Source organism: Idiomarina sp. ST20R2A10, assembly GCF_051842345.1.
GTDB lineage: Bacteria > Pseudomonadota > Gammaproteobacteria > Enterobacterales > Alteromonadaceae > Idiomarina > Idiomarina loihiensis.
Map to the genome: position 1 here is coordinate 479,562 of NZ_JBNIEY010000001.1, position 16,726 is coordinate 496,287.

Sequence of the window (16,726 nt, forward strand, 5' to 3'; positions counted from 1 at the left end):
ACTAATAATTAGCAAAAATAACTATAATATAAGGCATTCGACATGCGCCCTGAGCGAAAACCCGACAACCTCATCGGACAATCCAACAGCTTTTCCGATGTGCTGGAACAAGTGTCGCAGATTGCTCCCCTCGATAAGCCCGTATTAATTATTGGTGAACGTGGTACAGGTAAAGAGCTTATTGCGGCGCGTTGTCATTATCTTTCCAGACGCTGGCAACAGCAATACGTTACCCTCAACTGTGCCGCACTTAATGAAAACTTACTCGACAGTGAACTCTTTGGACATGAAGCCGGCGCTTTTACCGGCGCGGCAAAAAAGCACGAAGGTCGTTTTGAACGCGCTGACAGTGGTTCGTTATTTCTTGATGAATTAGCCAATACGTCCTTGCGGGTTCAGGAAAAGCTGCTGCGGGTTATTGAGTACGGAGAATTTGAACGAGTGGGTGGCCGCCATTCGGTTAAAGTCGATACTCGCCTCATTGCCGCTACCAATGAAGACCTCCCGTCATTGGCTGCCAAGGGCAAGTTTCGTTCCGATCTGCTGGATCGCCTGGCATTTGATGTTATTACCCTGCCACCGCTACGTGAACGCCGCGACGATATCATGTTACTTGCTGAGCACTTTGCTATTTCTATGGCACGCGAAATGGAACTGGAGTTATTCAGTGGTTTTTCCGAGAAAGCCCGTAAAACCTTGCTTGAATATCATTGGCCCGGTAACGTACGCGAGCTTAAAAACACAGTAGAGCGAAGCTTATATCGGCTGGGAAATGGTCATGTCCCTATTCATGACATTATTATTGACCCATTTAACAGTCCGTTCCGGCCAAAAACTCCGGTTACGGAAAAAACAGTTGCGCAAGAGCCATTGGCCAATGAACAAAGCAATACTGAAAGTAATGAAATAATTGATATGCCGAAACTCAACGCCGATCAACCAATAGACTTTAAGCAAAAGTCGCAAGAGTATGAAATTGATGTCTTGTCGCAAGCCTTGCGTTTATGTCAGTTTAACCAAAAGAAAACAGCTAATTTTCTTGGACTGACTTATCATCAGTTACGAGGCTACTTAAAAAAGTATCAGTTATTGGAAGGGGCTTCTGCAGCTAATGATTAAAGCGTACGCCAATGTGCTTGTTATTGCAGCAGTGTTTCTCTCAGGCTGTCAGTCTGAGGAGCCAGAGCCTGCTCCCCTGGCCAACGGTATTATTTACTGTTCAGAAGGCAACCCCGCTTCTTTTAATCCACAGCTTGTTACTTCGGGCACTACCGTTGATGCAACTGCAGCTCAACTCTACGACCGGTTAATTGATTACGATGCTGAGCAACAAAAATTTGTACCTGCACTTGCGAAGCGCTGGGAAACTCTGGATAACGGCACTCGTTATCGGTTTCATTTGCGCGAAGGCGTAAAGTTTCATACCACCAACTACTTTCAGCCCAGCCGCGAACTAACCGCTGAAGACGTTCAATTCAGCTTTAACCGGTGGCTGGATGAGACCAGTCTTTATCATCAGGTCGGAGGGAGCTATCCCTTTTTCAGAGCCACAGGGCTGGATCAACTAATAAATAAAGTTGTCAAAATTGACAAAATGACGGTCGATATTGTGCTGAATAATGCCGACAGTTCCTTTTTAGCGAACCTTGCAACAGACTTCGCCATTATTTTATCCGCTGAGTACGCCCAACAACTTTTGATTGACGACCGGCCCGGGCAAATTGATGCTTTACCCATAGGAACCGGCCCCTATCGTTTCGAGAGTTATCGCAAAGACGTGTTAATACGTTACTCCCGACATCCTGGGTATTGGCGGGAAGGCCCGGGAATTGAACATCTGGTGTATTCTATTACTCCGAACGCGAACAAGCGTATGCTTAAATTGGTCACCGGCGAATGTGACATTATTCCTTATCCGCTAGTGAGTGAGTTGCAGGCGCTCAACAGGGAACAGTTAATCGTCACCGATGAAGTAAGTCCAAACGTCTCTTTCTGGGCATTTAATACTGAGAAAGCACCTTTTGATGACCCCAGGGTTCGTCAGGCTCTGAGCCACGCCATTAACCGCGAAGCAATTATTCAGACCATATATTACGGTAATGCTGAGCTCGCACAATCAATACTACCGCCAACATCCTGGGCTTATGATGACCGTGGCATTCAGTATCAGTATGACCCGGAAAAAGCCAAACGTTTATTGGAAGAAGCCGGTCATTCAAATTTGAATATTAACATCTGGGCTATGCCGGTACAGCGCGTCTACAACCCTAACGCCCGCAGAATGGCGGAACTGATGCAGTCAGACTTAGCTCAAATTGGCGTTTCTGCTAGCATTGTTTCTTATGAGTGGAACACCTTTCGCCGACGCCTTTCTCGTGGTGAACACGATACCGTGCTCATTGGTTGGTATGCCGACAATGCTGACCCTGACAACTTTTTCAGACCACTGTTGAGCTGTGCTGCCGTAGCTACCGGTGGCAACCGGGCTAACTGGTGCCACCCGGGTTTTGACCAGTTGCTTTACAGCGCCATAGCAACCACGGTTCCGGAAGAGCGTAAAGCTCTGTATCAGTCAGCTCAGCACTTACTGAATCAGCAGCAACCTTTATTACCTATTGCCCACTCAAAACGCTTTCAGGCACAGCAGAAAAACATCAGCGGCGTAGAACTTCCCCCTTATGGCGGTATTAACTTTCGCCTGGCCACCAAAGATACCGCGGAGGAAGAGTCACAATGACCCGCTATCTTATAGGCCGTTTAAGCGTTTTTATTATTGCTGTGTTTTTACTAACGGTGTTTAGTTTTAGCCTCAATTACTTGTTTCCGGGCGACCCAATAACCAATATGAGCGGCATCCGGTCGTTCCAGAGCAGTTATCCACTCATGGTTGAACTGCGTGGCGGTGACCAGAACCTGGCCATTCAATACATGCGTTACCTGCAACACTTGTTTGCCGGCGACTGGGGGCTATCGCTGAGTAATGGTACACCGGTATTTGCCGATGGTATTCAACACTTTATGGCCTCAATGGAGCTCATTCTTCTGGCCTTACTGGTTGCCATTATTTTTGGTTTACCATTAGGTGTATTTGCTGCCTCCCGCTTTCGTCAGCGCTCCGATCAGACGGTAATAAGTCTGGCTATGGTTGGTTACTCTATCCCGGTTTTCTGGTTAGCTCAGTTACTGATACTACTGTTTGCCATAAAACTCGGTTGGTTCCCTATTACCGGCCAGATAAACCCTTTATATGGTGTCGAACCACAAACCGGTTCAATTCTCATCGATGTATTTTTAAGTGACTCGGAATATAAAGCCGCGGCGCTTCAGGACGCTTTAAATCATATTGTTCTGCCGGTGATCATACTGGCTATCATGCCAATGATGCTGTTACTGCGCTTAATGCGAAATGCAACCCAGGAAATGCTGCAAAAACCTTTCGTAAAAGCGGCTCGTGCCCGCGGGTTAAGTGAATTTAGAGTACTGGTAAAACACGCTATTCCTAATGCCGTGCAATCGGTACTGCAACAGACCACCCTAATTTTCAGTTTACTGTTAACCAACAGCATTGTGGTTGAATCCATTTTTAACTGGCCGGGAATGGGCAATTGGCTTATCCGCAGTATTTTTGAACGTGACTACCCTATTATTCAGGCCGCTGTATTAATGTTCGCTTTCGTTATTTTGTTCTTTAACTTACTGGTCGAGCTATATCATGGCTGGCGATTCCCAATAGTGAGGCACGAACAATATGCCACACGTTAATCTTTACCATCACGATGAAACCCCGTCGCCACTCAAGCTAGTCTGGAAGAGCTTCCGCTCAAGGTTTCTCTCCATGGCCGCCTTGTATGTTCTGCTGGCAATGATATTGGTTGTGTTGCTGTCCCCCTTGCTCGCACCCTTTAATACGTCAGCCCAGTTCTCTGATGCCATTGCACTTCCCCCTTCATGGGTCGAAAGCGGCAATATGAATTATTTGTTTGGCACCGACGATTTAGGTCGGGACATGCTATCGCGGCTATTAATTGGTGGACTATACAGTCTGGGACTCCCCATACTTATGGTTGCTGTATCCTCACTAATTGGCATGAGCATAGGGGCTCTTGCCGGTATCGACCGAACTATAAAATACCAAAGCTTATCGCGACTTTTTGATACTTTGCTGTCCATTCCTTCCTTCTTGATGGCGCTTATCATCATTGCGATTCTCGGTACCGGTTTTAATAACGTAGCCTTTGCTATAACGCTTTCGTTAATTCCACAGTTTATCTTCGTTACCCGTAATGCGGTGCACGAAGAATGGCATAAGGACTATGTTACCGCCTCGAGACTCAATGGTTGCTCCAAAGCCTACTTGCTTTACCGGGTGATATTACCTAACGTGACCCCCACATTGGTCATGCAGCTTACGGTATCGCTTTCCGTTGCTATTATGGATATTGCGGCTCTTAGCTTTCTTGGGCTGGGTATTCAGGCACCAACTCCCGAATGGGGCAGCATGCTGGCACGCAGTCTGGACGAGGTTTATTTATCGCCCTGGTCCATGGTGCTGCCGGGCGTAACCTTGTTTATTACCATTATGGCCATTAACATTGTCGGAGACAGCCTGCGCCGTGCATTAAAAGAAAGGGTTAACAGCTAATGCAGTTACTCGATATACGCAATCTGACAGTAGAGATGCAAACAGCGCACGGCATCGTTCGAGTATTGGATAAAGTCAATCTGCAGCTTACCGAGGGAGAAATTCACAGTATTGTGGGCGAATCCGGGTCGGGGAAAAGCTTGCTGGCAAAAGCCATTATGGGTTTTATCAACCCTAACTGGCAAGTTACCGCCGACAGACTTTGGTGGAACGGACAGGATTTACTGGCAATGACGCCAAAGCAGCGCCGGCAAATTACCGGCCGCGATATGGCTATGATTTTTCAGGACCCTAATGCCTACCTCGATCCTAACAGCACAGTAGAGCAACAAATTGTGGAAGCTATTCCACAAGGGGATGTTCGGGGTACATTCATGCGTCGCCGGGTTGATCGTAAAACCCGGGTCAAAAGACTGCTTCACCGAGTGGGCATTCGCGACCACGAATCTATAATGGAAAGCTACCCTTTTGAATTGTCTCAGGGCATAGCGCAAAAAGTGAGTATTGCTATAGCCATTGCTCACCGTCCCAGACTCCTTATTGCCGACGAACCCACCACCGCGATGGAACCTTCAACCCGTTTACAGATCCATCGTTTGCTGGCACGACTGGCGGTTAGCCAAAAAATGTCCGTGGTGCTAATTTCTCAGGATGTCGGCTCCATTTTGCCTGAGACCAAACGCTTAACCTTGCTTTATTGTGGGCAGCTAATGGAGACCGGTCCTGCTCAGGACATTTTGTCGGAACCGGCGCACCCTTATACCGACTCGATGCTTCGCATGTCATTGCAAACGCAGCAGGAGTTGCCTCACAAAGCGCGTTTACCGACCCTACCCGGTTCTATACCAACCTTGCGGCATATGCCAATTGGGTGTCGTCTGGGTCCCCGGTGCCCTTACGCTCAAAAGACCTGCGTTAAAGCCCCACGGGCCACTCACGACCGGCAACGTGTGTATCATTGCCATTTCCCGCTACTGGATAGCAGCTCATGAGTCACTTACTGGAAGTTCGAAATCTCGGCAAGACTTATCGCTCCCGAAAAGGCTGGCCATGGACTCCTAAGTCGATAGCGATAGAGCCTTTATCTTTCACCCTTGAAGCTGGCGAAATACTGGCAGTAATGGGCGAGACCGGATCGGGAAAATCGACCCTGGCACAAATTATTGGTGGTGTAGACACCGCAACCAGTGGCGAAATTCTGCTTAATGGCCAGAAGCTTCATAGCAATAACTACCCTCAGCTATGTAACAACATTCGTATGATATTTCAGGACAGTGAAAACTCTCTGAATGCGCATCTGAATATAGGTAAACAGCTGGAAGAGCCTCTGTTATTTAATACCCAGTTAACGGCTGCCGAACGTCAGGAGCGGGTCAATTTAACCTTGCAACGCGTTGGTATGCTACGTGAACACTGGGAATTCTACCCTCACATGCTGTCCAGCGGACAAAAACAAAGAGTCTGTATTGCGCGTGCCATTATTCTGGAACCGCAGATTGTTGTCGCCGACGAAGCCCTGGTTGCACTTGACCCATCAATTAGAGCTCAAATCATTAATCTTATGCTCGATCTTCAGAAAGATATGGGTATTTCTTACATTTTAGTGACACATTCGCCGCAAATCGTGAAACACATTGCGGATAAGATCTTAATTTTATATCGTGGTAAAATGATCGCGTTTGATAAAACAGACATAGTACTAGAGGACACGCAGCAAACTTACGTTCAACAATTGCTGCACGAACATTTAAAACAGAACATTCAATATAACAGCGACAGAAGCGCTAAGATCGCTGACTAAAAACTAAAAAACGGGAGTTTAATGTGGAAACAGGTACTCTGATATCACTAGCGCTGTACTTTATTGTCATGCTAGGTATTGGGCTTTACGCCTATAAAAAGTCTACCGACTCAGTTTCAGGCTATATGCTTGGAGGACGAGGCTTAGGCCCTGCAGTTACGGCATTATCAGCAGGTGCATCCGATATGAGTGGTTGGATGTTGATGGGCTTACCCGGTGCAATTTACGTCTCTGGCGTATCTCAGTTGTGGATTGCAGTGGGTCTGGTCATTGGTGCATTCTTAAACTATGTCATTGTGGCGCCCCGCCTCAGAACCTACACCGAAGTTGCTAACGACTCAATTACGATACCAGGCTATTTTTCTAATCGTTTTAACGATAAAGGTCGACGTCTGCGTATTTTTTCCTCAGTCGTTATTATCATCTTCTTCACCTTGTACACGTCTGCCAGCTTAGTTGCGGGAGGCAAGCTGTTCGACAGCTCCTTCGGCATGGACTACACCACTGGCCTTTGGGTAACAGCCGGCGTGGTCTGCGCCTATACCTTATTTGGAGGTTTCCTAGCGGTTAGCATGACCGACTTTGTGCAAGGCTGTATTATGTTTGTCGCTTTGGTGCTGGTGCCTATCGTGGCTTTTGTCGACCTCGGTGGATACAGCAGTGTAGTTGGACAGGTTAACGACATTGATACTAACTTCCTCGACTTTTTCTACAACGTAGACAAAGGCGAAGCGATTGGCTTTCTGGGTATCGTCTCACTGCTGGCCTGGGGTCTTGGCTACTTTGGCCAACCACACATTATCGTACGCTTTATGGCAATACGTTCAGTTAGCGATGTAAAAGCAGCTCGTCGTATTGGCGTGTCGTGGATGGTGGTATCCATCATCGGCGCTATGGCAACTGGTTTTGTTGGTATCGCCTATGTGGCAACTCAGCCAATGGGAATAGCTGATGCTGAGACCATCTTTATTGAGTTCTCTCAGGTACTGTTCCACCCACTTATTGGTGGTTTCCTGCTTGCCGCTATTCTTGCCGCAATTATGAGTACAATTTCTTCTCAGTTACTGGTTAGTTCCAGTTCATTAACTGAGGACTTTTATAAAGCCTTCCTGCGTAAAGACGCAAGTGAAAGAGAGCTTGTAATGGTCGGTCGATTGTCGGTTTTAGTTGTGACTCTGGTCGCTATTTACTTGGCATACGGTGAGACAGAAACGGTACTGGCTCTGGTATCTAAAGCCTGGGCAGGATTCGGGGCAGCCTTTGGCCCAGTCGTTATTCTCAGTCTGTTCTGGAAGCGTATGAACCGTAATGGTGCACTAGCGGGTATGCTTACCGGCGCAATTACCGTTCTACTTTGGATTTTCAGTCCAATACTGTTCGGTATCGACCTTAGTGAAGAAGTCGTCTATGAAATGGTACCCGGCTTTATTCTGTCGACTCTGGCGATTATTATCTTCAGTAAGCTGACAGATGAACCGTCTCAGGAGCTTCAGGACAAATTTGTTGAAATGGAAAGTGTCATCGACGGCTACTACCATGGTGACAAAAAAGGCTAAGCTATTTACGCCTTGTAACTGATAAAAAGACCAGCCCATCGTGGCTGGTCTTTTTTGTTTTAGAAGTCCGGCCTATAGTGGTAGAAAAACAAGAAGGTAACCACTATGGCTAAATTAAATATTATTGCATCCGCGGCGCTCGCATTTTCCTGCGCGGCAACAACCTTACCCAGTAATGCCAGTGACCGTATTACCGGGCATCACTTTGCTACCCGCTCAGAAGCGATGGCACCTACGGCAATGGCCGCAACAAGCCAGCCATTAGCTACGCAAGTTGCGTTAGATATTATGCAGGAAGGCGGCAATGCAATAGATGCCGCTATTGCAGCTAACGCGGTATTAGGTCTGGTTGAGCCAACCGGAAACGGTATTGGTGGTGACCTCTACGCTATTGTCTGGGATGCTGAGGCTAAGAAACTTCATGGCCTCAATGCCTCTGGCCGTTCCCCCCAGAGCTTAACGCTCGACTATTTTAAAGAAAACGGGTACGAATCAATTCCGGCTCGCGGTGTACTTCCCTTATCCGTACCTGGGGCGGTAGATGGCTGGTTTGAGCTACACGACCGTTTTGGTGAGGCGAGCATGGAGAAAATTCTGCAACCCGCCATTCATTATGCAGAGTCTGGCTTTCCGGTGACTGAAGTTATCGCGTATTACATGAAACGCAATGCCGAGGTACTGAAAGATATTCCCGGTTTTGCCGATGTCTTTATGCGTGACGGTAGTGTTCCGGAAAAAGGCGAACGTTTTAAAAACCCCGACCTTGCCAATACATACAAAATATTGGCAAATGAGGGTCGCGACAGCTTTTACAAAGGGAAGATAGCCCGTACTATCAGCGACTTTGTCGAAAAGCACGACGGTTTTCTCTCATATGATGATTTAGCGCAACATAGCTCTACCTGGGTTGATCCCGTATCCACTAACTATCGCGGCTACGACTTATGGGAATTACCACCCAATACACAGGGCATAGCAGCACTGCAGATTCTGAATATACTTGAGCAATTTGATATCAAAACCATGGGTCACGATAGCCCCGAGTACATTCATCATTTTGTAGAGGCCAAAAAGCTGGCGTTTGAAGACCGTGCTAAATACTATTCGGATCCGGCGTTCAATGACGTACCGGTTCAGGGTCTTATCGACAAAGAGTACGGCAAAAAACGCTCGCAGCTAATTAACTCTGAACGCGCCGGACGCTCCTTTGAGCCGGGTAACCCGCCAACAGAGGGCGACACTATTTATCTGACCACTGCCGATAAAGATGGCAATATGGTGTCACTCATTCAAAGTAACTATCGCGGTATGGGTTCAGGCGTTACTCCAACCGGTTTAGGTTTCGTTCTGCAAAACCGGGGCGAGCTCTTTGCGTTAGACCCAAACCACCGTAACGTATTTGAACCAGGTAAACGCCCTTTCCACACCATTATCCCTGCTTTCGTCACTAAGGACGGTAAGCCGCTTATGAGCTACGGAGTTATGGGAGGAGCTACGCAGCCACAAATGCACGCACAAATTCTTATCAACCTCATTGATTTTGATATGAACTTGCAAGAAGCCGGTGACGCGCCGCGTATTCTGCATACAGGCTCAAGTCAGCCAACAGGATCGATAATGGAAGATGGTGGCGTTGTTAGTCTGGAAAATGGTTTCTCAAAAAACACTCGCCGTGAATTAATAAAAATGGGGCACACACTACAGGAAGCCGTGGGACCCTACGGTGGCTATCAGGCTATCTGGAAAGACCATGAACAAGATGTCTATATTGGTGCTTCTGAAAGCCGTAAGGATGGGCACGCCGCTGGTTATTAAGAATAATAGCCGTCTCGTCTCAGCGCAGGCGAGACGGCTTTATCTTTTCAACTCAGAGAAAATCTGACTAACCTCTGCGCTCACGATAAAGTTCAATTTCTTCCATAATCAAGTCACGCATTCTGGTGGTTGTATCGTAACCCAGATCAATGGCTTCCTGACCCCGATAAAACTCCATAATACCGATATGGCCAAGCTTAGGCTGCACTAAAATATCCGGCGGATCACCCGCCATACGGGCCTTAGTAATACGCTCCTGCATAATGTCTATGGAGCTTGCCATAACACTGAACATCCCCGGCGCTTTTTCACCATTATTTCTAAAGCGTTCTTTAAAACTGTCCAGATACTCTTTACTGCCTGACCAAAGGCTGTCAAAAAAGCCGTTATCATCCTCTCCGTGCTCTTCCATATCAGCTTTTTCTTTTTCAACCTGCTCGGTTTCCGTCTGAGGTGGGATGCTTCGCCCTCTGCGTTTCAACGCTTTTGAATTTAATTGCGAATTAAGATGCACAGCAATAACAAAATCTGCCCCCAAAGCTCGGCACAACGACACCGGCACTGGGTTCACCAAGCCTCCGTCTATTAGCCAGCGTCCGTCAAGAGACTTCGGTGACAACACGCCCGGCATGGCACAAGATGCTCTGGAAACATCATAAAGGTCGCCCTTACGTAACCAAATTTCGCGACCGCTGTATAAATCGGTCGCAACGGCACCATAAGTAACAGGCAAACCTTCTATATTGCGTTGACCAAATTCTTCCCGCGCGCGGTTAAAGACTTTTTCTCCACCAATAATGCCGCCATGGTTAAAACCAAAATCCAGCAAATTAAACACTTCCCAACGGTTCATGCCCTGAACCCATTGTTCTATCTCCGCCAACCGCCCGGACGCATAACCAGCCCCCACTAACGAGCCAATTGATGTACCGGCCACCATATTTATACGTACGCCCATCTCTTCCAATGCCTTAATGACACCAATGTGCGCCCATCCTCTTGCCGCTCCAGAGCCCAGAGCTAAAGCGACTTTCACTTCAGACATGTGCTGTTTCCTACTTTTCTTAATAATGTATCTATCGTACTATGATTACTCATTCGTCAACAACATCACTGAGCAGTTAGATGATTTGGACAGAACGTCAGTCAGGTACATCAGAACAGCGCCCTAACGATACCCGCACAAACTTTCAACGGGACAAAGCCCGAATTCTTCACAGTGCGGCATTCAGACGGCTGCAGGCAAAAACTCAGGTTATGTATGTTGGTATGCACGACTTCCCCCGTACACGATTGACCCATTCGCTGGAAGCCAGTCAAATTGGTGCCAGCCTGGTAGTTCATTTAAGTAACCGGCATCCGGCACTGGCTGAGCAACTGGAGCTGTCAGAGCCTTTGCTAGAGTCTTTATGTCTGGCTCACGACATAGGCCATCCGCCATTTGGCCACGGTGGCGAAATTGCTCTTAATTATATGATGCGCAATAACGGCGGGTTTGAAGGTAACGGCCAAACATTTCGTATTGTCACCCAGCTTGAAGCTTACACGCCTGAGCATGGCATGAGCTTAACCAGAAGAACTCTGTTGGGGCTGTTAAAGTACCCGGTATTAGCGAGCGCAATCCGAAGGCAAGAACTTCCCCCTGAGGTAACAAACTTTCGTCATTTGCCCACCCGCGAATGGCTACCACCAAAAGCCTTGTATGACGACGACTCAGAGCAGCTAGACTGGGTACTTCAGCCGCTAAGCACTAACGATAAGAAAAATTTTCAGGCATTAGTGCACGAAGCGACACAAAGTACCCACGGAAAAAGCGCCCTTAAAAGTATTGATGCGTCCATTATGGAAGCTGCAGACGATATCGCATACGGCGTTCACGATCTTGAGGACGCCATTGTTGTCGGCCTGATCCAGCGGCATCACTGGGAAGAACACATGTTCTCCGATTTACAGCAGCTTGAAGCAGAGCTTTCCGGCTTTAACGCCCGAAAGTTAACCGAAGATCTTTTTTCTGGCAGCCATCACCTCCGCAAGCAGGCAATAGGAGGGTTAGTTAACCGGCTGCTTACCTCAGCAAGACTGAACTCTACTGAATACAATTTTGACTGCCCTTTGCTGCAATATGAAGTTCAGTTAGGAGCTGCCGAAAAAATTCTACTGAACTCGTTAAAGCAATTTATTTTTAAATGGGTGATTCGAAAGCCTGAAATGCAGGCACAGGAGTTTAAAGGCCAACAGATTGTTATGGAACTATTTGAGGTTTTAGCCGTAGAGCCGGAACGTTTATTGCCTGAAAATACCCGTTTGCGTTATCTGCAACAGCAACAAAAAGGTGGGAATGCTCTGCGCGTAATTTCTGATTACCTTTCCGGCATGACTGACGGGTATGCCGCTAAACTTTATCAGGAGCTGTTCTCAGTCAGCTCACCCAAAAGTGCGTTTCAGTAATTTTTACTTATAAAAAAACCGGAGCAATAAGCTCCGGCTTGTTATTCCGAAAAACAAATCAGTTATGACAAACTGATATCATCTTTCTCATTACCTTTCTTTTCTGTTTTCTTGTCTGCTTTAGCTTCGCTCTTCGCATCTTCTTTCGCAGCAGCGCGCTCAGCTTCACGAATTTCTTTTGTTCTCTTTTCTGGTTTTGACAACAACAGTTCGCGAATACGACCTTCTAATTCATCGGCAATTTTAGGGTTGTCCTGCAAAAACTTCATTGAGTTAGCTTTACCCTGACCAATTTTGTCGCCGTTATAACTGTACCAGGCACCGGCTTTATCAACCATTTTGTGCTTAACACCCAGGTCAATAAGCTCACCTTCTTTAGAAATACCTTTGCCGTATAAAATTTGGAAGTGCGCTTCTTTAAACGGAGGAGCCACCTTGTTTTTAACCACTTTCACGCGGGTTTCGTTACCCACAACTTCGTCACCTTCTTTCAATGCACCGGTACGGCGAATATCCAGACGAACAGAAGAGTAAAACTTCAGGGCGTTACCACCCGTGGTGGTTTCAGGGTTACCAAACATCACACCAATTTTCATCCGAATTTGGTTGATGAAAATACACATGGTGTTGGATTTTTTAATGTTCGACGTTAATTTACGCAGGGCTTGTGACATTAAACGAGCCTGCAAGCCAACATGGCTATCGCCCATTTCGCCTTCAATTTCCGCTTTTGGTGTCAGCGCTGCTACCGAGTCAACAATCACAATATCGACTGCGCCGGAACGAACCAGCATGTCACAAATTTCTAAAGCCTGCTCACCGGTATCTGGTTGCGATATTAATAAGTCATCAACGTTAACACCTAAAGCTTCGGCATAAATAGGGTCTAACGCGTGCTCAGCATCTACGAAGGCACAGGTCTTACCCATTTTTTGCGCTTCGGCGATGACTTCCAGAGTCATGGTCGTTTTACCACTGGACTCAGGACCGTAAATTTCTACAACCCGCCCAAAAGGCAAGCCACCAATACCAAGAGCAATATCCAGCCCTAACGAACCGGTTGAAACAGAATCGATATCCAGAGTCTGGTTATCACCCAGACGCATGATAGAACCTTTACCAAATTGACGTTCGATTTGTCCGAGCGCTGCATCTAACGCCTTTTGACGATCATTGCTCATTATAAGCTCCGTTATTAATCACTGGTTTTATAAACAGTATACTGTACACATTTACAGTATCAAGCGTTGTTCTTATTTTTTCATTAAAACAAAAGTAAGTTATTGTAATTCAATTAGATTTATAAGTTTATCCAGAACTGTATCTAAGGTTTGTAAGCGCACCTGAGTGCGGTCACCTGCAAATTGTTCAGACCAGCACCAACAGCTTTCACTATTTGCTATTGCCATCCACACCAAACCCACTGGTTTATCCGCTGTGCCGCCTGCGGGGCCTGCCACACCACTCACAGCAATAGCCCAATCGGCATCACATGCCGCTATGGCTCCAACGGCCATTTGCCGAACACAGGCTTCAGAAACTGCACCATGCTTTTCCAGTACGTCAGACTCAACCAGCAGCAACTTTTGCTTAAGGGCATTAGTATAGGTGATTAATCCACCATTAAACCAAGCAGAACTTCCCGCAACTTCGGTAATAGCGTATCCTATCCCTCCTCCGGTACAAGATTCTGCGGTGCATAATGTCTGCTGCTTCTGCTGTAGACTCGAACCCACTTGTTCCGCGAGTTTAAAGGTTTGCGGCGCGATTGCCGTGGTTGCTAACATAACACTGGCTCCAGATAAGAATAATCAATTATGCCTGAATTCTCTGATAAACAGATCCAATCACATACCCCAATGATGCAGCAATACCTACGGATAAAAGCGGAGCATGCTGACATGCTTTTATTCTATCGCATGGGGGACTTTTACGAACTGTTTTTTGAAGACGCGAAACGCTCAGCCCAACTGTTAGATATCTCCCTCACAGCGCGGGGTCAGAGTAATGGTGAACCTATTCCAATGGCAGGTGTTCCCTATCACGCAGTAGAAAACTATCTGGCGCGCCTGGTCAATATGGGCGAATCCGTTGCCATCTGCGAACAAATTGGCGATCCGGCAACCAGCAAAGGTCCGGTTGAAAGAAAAGTCGTGCGTATTGTCACGCCGGGAACCGTCACTGACGAGTCGCTGTTAGCGGAAAAAAGACAAAATCTGTTAGTTGCGATTTGTCCGCTGAATCCAAAACAGCCGGAAGCGGAATACGCAATATCCAGTCTGGAGCTAAGTAGCGGCCGTTTCTGGCTAACCAAAGCTCATTCCAGTGAACAACTGGCTGCAGAAATGCAGCGTTTAGAGCCAGCCGAACTGCTATATCCCGAGTCTATTTCCTTGGCCGGACTACCTTTAGCAAAAGCGAAATGCAAACGCCGACCGGCCTGGGAGTTTGAACAACAAACCGCTTTTATGCTGCTTATTCGCCAGTTTGGCACTCAGCATTTAGAAGGCTTCGGTATCAAAAATAATGAGCCTACCCTGGCAGCCGCCGGTGCTATTCTGCATTATGTAAAAGAAACTCAACGCGCCGCCCTGCCTCACATTCAGGCGCTAATAACTGAACATCCGCAAGACGCTATTATTCTCGACGCAGCAACACGCAGAAACCTTGAGCTGCAGCAAAGCATGGGCGAAGGCGATACACACCTTTCAGCTGTACTGGACAAAACCGTTTCAGCTATGGGAAGCCGCCAGTTCCAGCGTTGGCTGCAGCGCCCTATTCGGAACCATCAGGAACTTAACCAGCGTTATGATGCTGTCGACGCATTAAAAGAAAATCTGAATTTTGAAAATATACAGCTAACATTAAAACAGTTAGCCGATATTGAACGTATTGTTGCCCGTGTAGGCTTACGAAGCGCGCGTCCGAAAGACTTTGCTCGTTTGCGCGACAGCCTGGCTAAAATACCGGAAATCAGAGAGCTTTTATCTCACCGTTCGCTGAGTTATCTGCACGACATTATTGCTCCCTTTCCAGAAGTGGTCGACTTGTTGACTAAAGCCGTTATTGAGCAGCCACCTTTATTGATTCGCGACGGCGGTGTTATTGCCGAAGGATATGATAGAGAGCTTGATGAATTGCGCGATCTTGCAACGGGTGCTACCGACTACCTGAAACAACTGGAGCAGCGTGAACGTGAGAGAAGTGGTATCGCCACATTAAAAGTTGGCTATAACAGAGTTCACGGCTACTTTATTGAGGTCAGCCGGCAGTCGTCAGAAGCGGTACCCGATGACTATCAGCGTCGCCAGACACTAAAAAATACAGAGCGCTATATTATTCCAGAGTTAAAGGAGCACGAAGACAAAGTTCTGAATGCTCAGGCGCGTTCTCTGGCCAGAGAAAAATGGCTTTACGACCAACTCTTTGAGCACTTACTGCCGCAGGTGACTGCATTGCAAAAAAGTACTTCGGGTCTGGCTCAACTCGATACCTTGTGCTGTTTTGCACGGCTGGCTGACAATTATCGTTATTGCCGCCCGCAACTGCAAAAGGAAACCAGCTTAATTGAACTAGAAGCTGCCCGTCATCCGGTTATTGAACAACTGAGCGATGAGCCTTTTATTGCTAATCCCATGTCGCTGACGCCGCAGCAGCGTATGCTGATGATAACCGGCCCTAACATGGGTGGTAAATCGACTTACATGCGACAAGCTGCGTTAATCGTTATTTTGGCGCACATGGGCTGCTACGTACCGGCTGACAAGGCAATTATTGGCGACATTGACCGTATCTTTACCCGTATTGGTGCCTCTGACGATTTAGCCTCAGGCCGTTCGACTTTTATGGTAGAAATGACAGAAACCGCGAACATTCTGCATAACGCCACGGCAAAAAGCCTGGTGCTTATGGATGAAATTGGTCGTGGCACTTCAACTTATGACGGCTTGTCACTGGCTTGGTCTTGTGCCGATTACCTGTCCCGACAACTCCAGTGCCTGACCTTATTCGCCACTCATTACTTTGAGTTAACGGAATTGGCAGAAGAGTTACCAGCCACGGTAAACGTGCACGTCGATGCGAAAGAGCATGGCGATACCATTGCTTTTTTACATAAAGTCAGCCCTGGAGCAGCCAGCCAGAGCTTTGGCTTGCAAGTGGCTAAACTGGCCGGGGTTCCGGAGCATGTCATTCATAAAGCAAAACAAAAGTTGTCCGAACTGGAGCATACTCACCATGGTGGTTTAAACGAACCCGAACAAGCCACTATGGAGCTCACTCCTCCACCTGAAGCTATCCCGTCTCATACAGAAAAACGCAACCCACTGCTTGATGAGCTGGAACAACTGGACATTAATGATCTGACTCCGAAGCAGGCGCTGGATATTCTTTACCAATGGCAACAGAAACAAAAAGGCTCAACACAAAGTTGAGCCTTTTAAAGCTTTAAATACTTTTAGTAAC

General features: G+C 47.2%; 13 protein-coding genes. 10 read left to right on the forward strand and 3 right to left on the reverse strand.

Features of this window, described 5'->3' with window-relative positions; all coding sequences use genetic code 11:
* The first annotated feature begins 42 nt into the window (after window positions 1-42).
* The 8 genes from pspF to ggt all read left to right on the forward strand — a co-directional run bounded on the left by pspF (window position 43) and on the right by ggt (window position 9,814).
* On the forward strand, window positions 43-1,119 hold the full coding sequence (gene pspF, locus ACP7H9_RS02340) for a phage shock protein operon transcriptional activator (protein ID WP_114981388.1): 1,077 nt from the start codon (window positions 43-45) through the stop codon (window positions 1,117-1,119).
* Entirely contained in the window at window positions 1,112-2,737 is a 1,626-nt protein-coding gene (locus tag ACP7H9_RS02345) for an ABC transporter substrate-binding protein (protein ID WP_034820659.1), read from the forward strand. The genes pspF and ACP7H9_RS02345 overlap by 8 nt, the downstream gene beginning before the upstream one ends.
* Window positions 2,734-3,762, forward strand: a complete 1,029-nt coding sequence (locus ACP7H9_RS02350) for an ABC transporter permease (RefSeq protein ID WP_034820656.1) — start codon at window positions 2,734-2,736, stop codon at window positions 3,760-3,762. The genes ACP7H9_RS02345 and ACP7H9_RS02350 overlap by 4 nt, the downstream gene beginning before the upstream one ends.
* A complete protein-coding gene (locus tag ACP7H9_RS02355) occupies window positions 3,749-4,642 on the forward strand; it encodes an ABC transporter permease subunit (RefSeq protein ID WP_034820655.1) in 894 nt (297 codons plus the stop codon). The genes ACP7H9_RS02350 and ACP7H9_RS02355 overlap by 14 nt, the downstream gene beginning before the upstream one ends.
* Window positions 4,642-5,634: a peptide ABC transporter ATP-binding protein gene (locus ACP7H9_RS02360; RefSeq protein WP_011233988.1), complete on the forward strand. Its 993-nt coding sequence runs from the start codon at window positions 4,642-4,644 to the stop codon at window positions 5,632-5,634. The genes ACP7H9_RS02355 and ACP7H9_RS02360 overlap by 1 nt, the downstream gene beginning before the upstream one ends.
* Window positions 5,631-6,443, forward strand: coding sequence for a peptide ABC transporter ATP-binding protein (locus ACP7H9_RS02365; RefSeq protein ID WP_114981389.1), 813 nt, complete (start codon window positions 5,631-5,633; stop codon window positions 6,441-6,443). Before ACP7H9_RS02360 ends, ACP7H9_RS02365 begins: the two co-directional genes overlap by 4 nt.
* Before the next feature lie 23 nt (window positions 6,444-6,466).
* Window positions 6,467-7,999 carry a sodium/proline symporter PutP gene (putP, locus tag ACP7H9_RS02370; RefSeq protein ID WP_114981390.1) on the forward strand — a complete coding sequence of 511 codons (1,533 nt, stop codon included), beginning with the start codon at window positions 6,467-6,469 and terminating at the stop codon, window positions 7,997-7,999.
* Between the two features lie 105 nt (window positions 8,000-8,104).
* Entirely contained in the window at window positions 8,105-9,814 is a 1,710-nt protein-coding gene (gene ggt / locus ACP7H9_RS02375) for a gamma-glutamyltransferase (protein ID WP_114981391.1), read from the forward strand.
* 67 nt (window positions 9,815-9,881) lie between these two features.
* Here the strand turns inward: ggt and rssA are convergent, their stop codons facing one another.
* Window positions 9,882-10,859, reverse strand: coding sequence for a patatin-like phospholipase RssA (gene rssA / locus ACP7H9_RS02380; RefSeq protein ID WP_114981392.1), 978 nt, complete (start codon window positions 10,857-10,859; stop codon window positions 9,882-9,884).
* 80 nt (window positions 10,860-10,939) lie between these two features.
* Here rssA and ACP7H9_RS02385 point away from each other — a divergent pair, with 80 nt between their 5' ends.
* A complete protein-coding gene (locus ACP7H9_RS02385) occupies window positions 10,940-12,262 on the forward strand; it encodes an anti-phage deoxyguanosine triphosphatase (protein WP_114981393.1) in 1,323 nt (440 codons plus the stop codon).
* 62 nt (window positions 12,263-12,324) lie between these two features.
* On the opposite strand, the gene recA is transcribed toward ACP7H9_RS02385, so the two are convergent.
* Window positions 12,325-13,443, reverse strand: a complete 1,119-nt coding sequence (recA, locus tag ACP7H9_RS02390) for a recombinase RecA (protein ID WP_011233994.1) — start codon at window positions 13,441-13,443, stop codon at window positions 12,325-12,327.
* A gap of 99 nt (window positions 13,444-13,542) precedes the next feature.
* On the reverse strand, window positions 13,543-14,049 hold the full coding sequence (locus ACP7H9_RS02395) for a CinA family protein (RefSeq protein WP_114981394.1): 507 nt from the start codon (window positions 14,047-14,049) through the stop codon (window positions 13,543-13,545).
* A gap of 30 nt (window positions 14,050-14,079) precedes the next feature.
* Here ACP7H9_RS02395 and mutS point away from each other — a divergent pair, with 30 nt between their 5' ends.
* On the forward strand, window positions 14,080-16,695 hold the full coding sequence (mutS, locus tag ACP7H9_RS02400; RefSeq protein WP_181813901.1) for a DNA mismatch repair protein MutS: 2,616 nt from the start codon (window positions 14,080-14,082) through the stop codon (window positions 16,693-16,695).
* The last annotated feature ends 31 nt before the right edge of the window (window positions 16,696-16,726 follow it).

Excerpts from the sequence above, each read along its gene's own strand:
- pspF (WP_114981388.1), top strand. The coding sequence starts at position 43 with ATGCGCCCTGAGCGAAAACCCGACAACCTCATCGGACAATCCAACAGC.
- ACP7H9_RS02345 (WP_034820659.1), top strand. The coding sequence starts at position 1,112 with ATGATTAAAGCGTACGCCAATGTGCTTGTTATTGCAGCAGTGTTTCTC.
- ACP7H9_RS02350 (WP_034820656.1), top strand. The coding sequence starts at position 2,734 with ATGACCCGCTATCTTATAGGCCGTTTAAGCGTTTTTATTATTGCTGTG.
- ACP7H9_RS02355 (WP_034820655.1), top strand. The coding sequence starts at position 3,749 with ATGCCACACGTTAATCTTTACCATCACGATGAAACCCCGTCGCCACTC.
- ACP7H9_RS02360 (WP_011233988.1), top strand. The coding sequence starts at position 4,642 with ATGCAGTTACTCGATATACGCAATCTGACAGTAGAGATGCAAACAGCG.
- ACP7H9_RS02365 (WP_114981389.1), top strand. The coding sequence starts at position 5,631 with ATGAGTCACTTACTGGAAGTTCGAAATCTCGGCAAGACTTATCGCTCC.
- ggt (WP_114981391.1), top strand. The coding sequence starts at position 8,105 with ATGGCTAAATTAAATATTATTGCATCCGCGGCGCTCGCATTTTCCTGC.
- rssA (WP_114981392.1), bottom strand. The coding sequence starts at position 10,859 with ATGTCTGAAGTGAAAGTCGCTTTAGCTCTGGGCTCTGGAGCGGCAAGA.
- ACP7H9_RS02385 (WP_114981393.1), top strand. The coding sequence starts at position 10,940 with ATGATTTGGACAGAACGTCAGTCAGGTACATCAGAACAGCGCCCTAAC.
- recA (WP_011233994.1), bottom strand. The coding sequence starts at position 13,443 with ATGAGCAATGATCGTCAAAAGGCGTTAGATGCAGCGCTCGGACAAATC.
- ACP7H9_RS02395 (WP_114981394.1), bottom strand. The coding sequence starts at position 14,049 with ATGTTAGCAACCACGGCAATCGCGCCGCAAACCTTTAAACTCGCGGAA.
- mutS (WP_181813901.1), top strand. The coding sequence starts at position 14,080 with ATGCCTGAATTCTCTGATAAACAGATCCAATCACATACCCCAATGATG.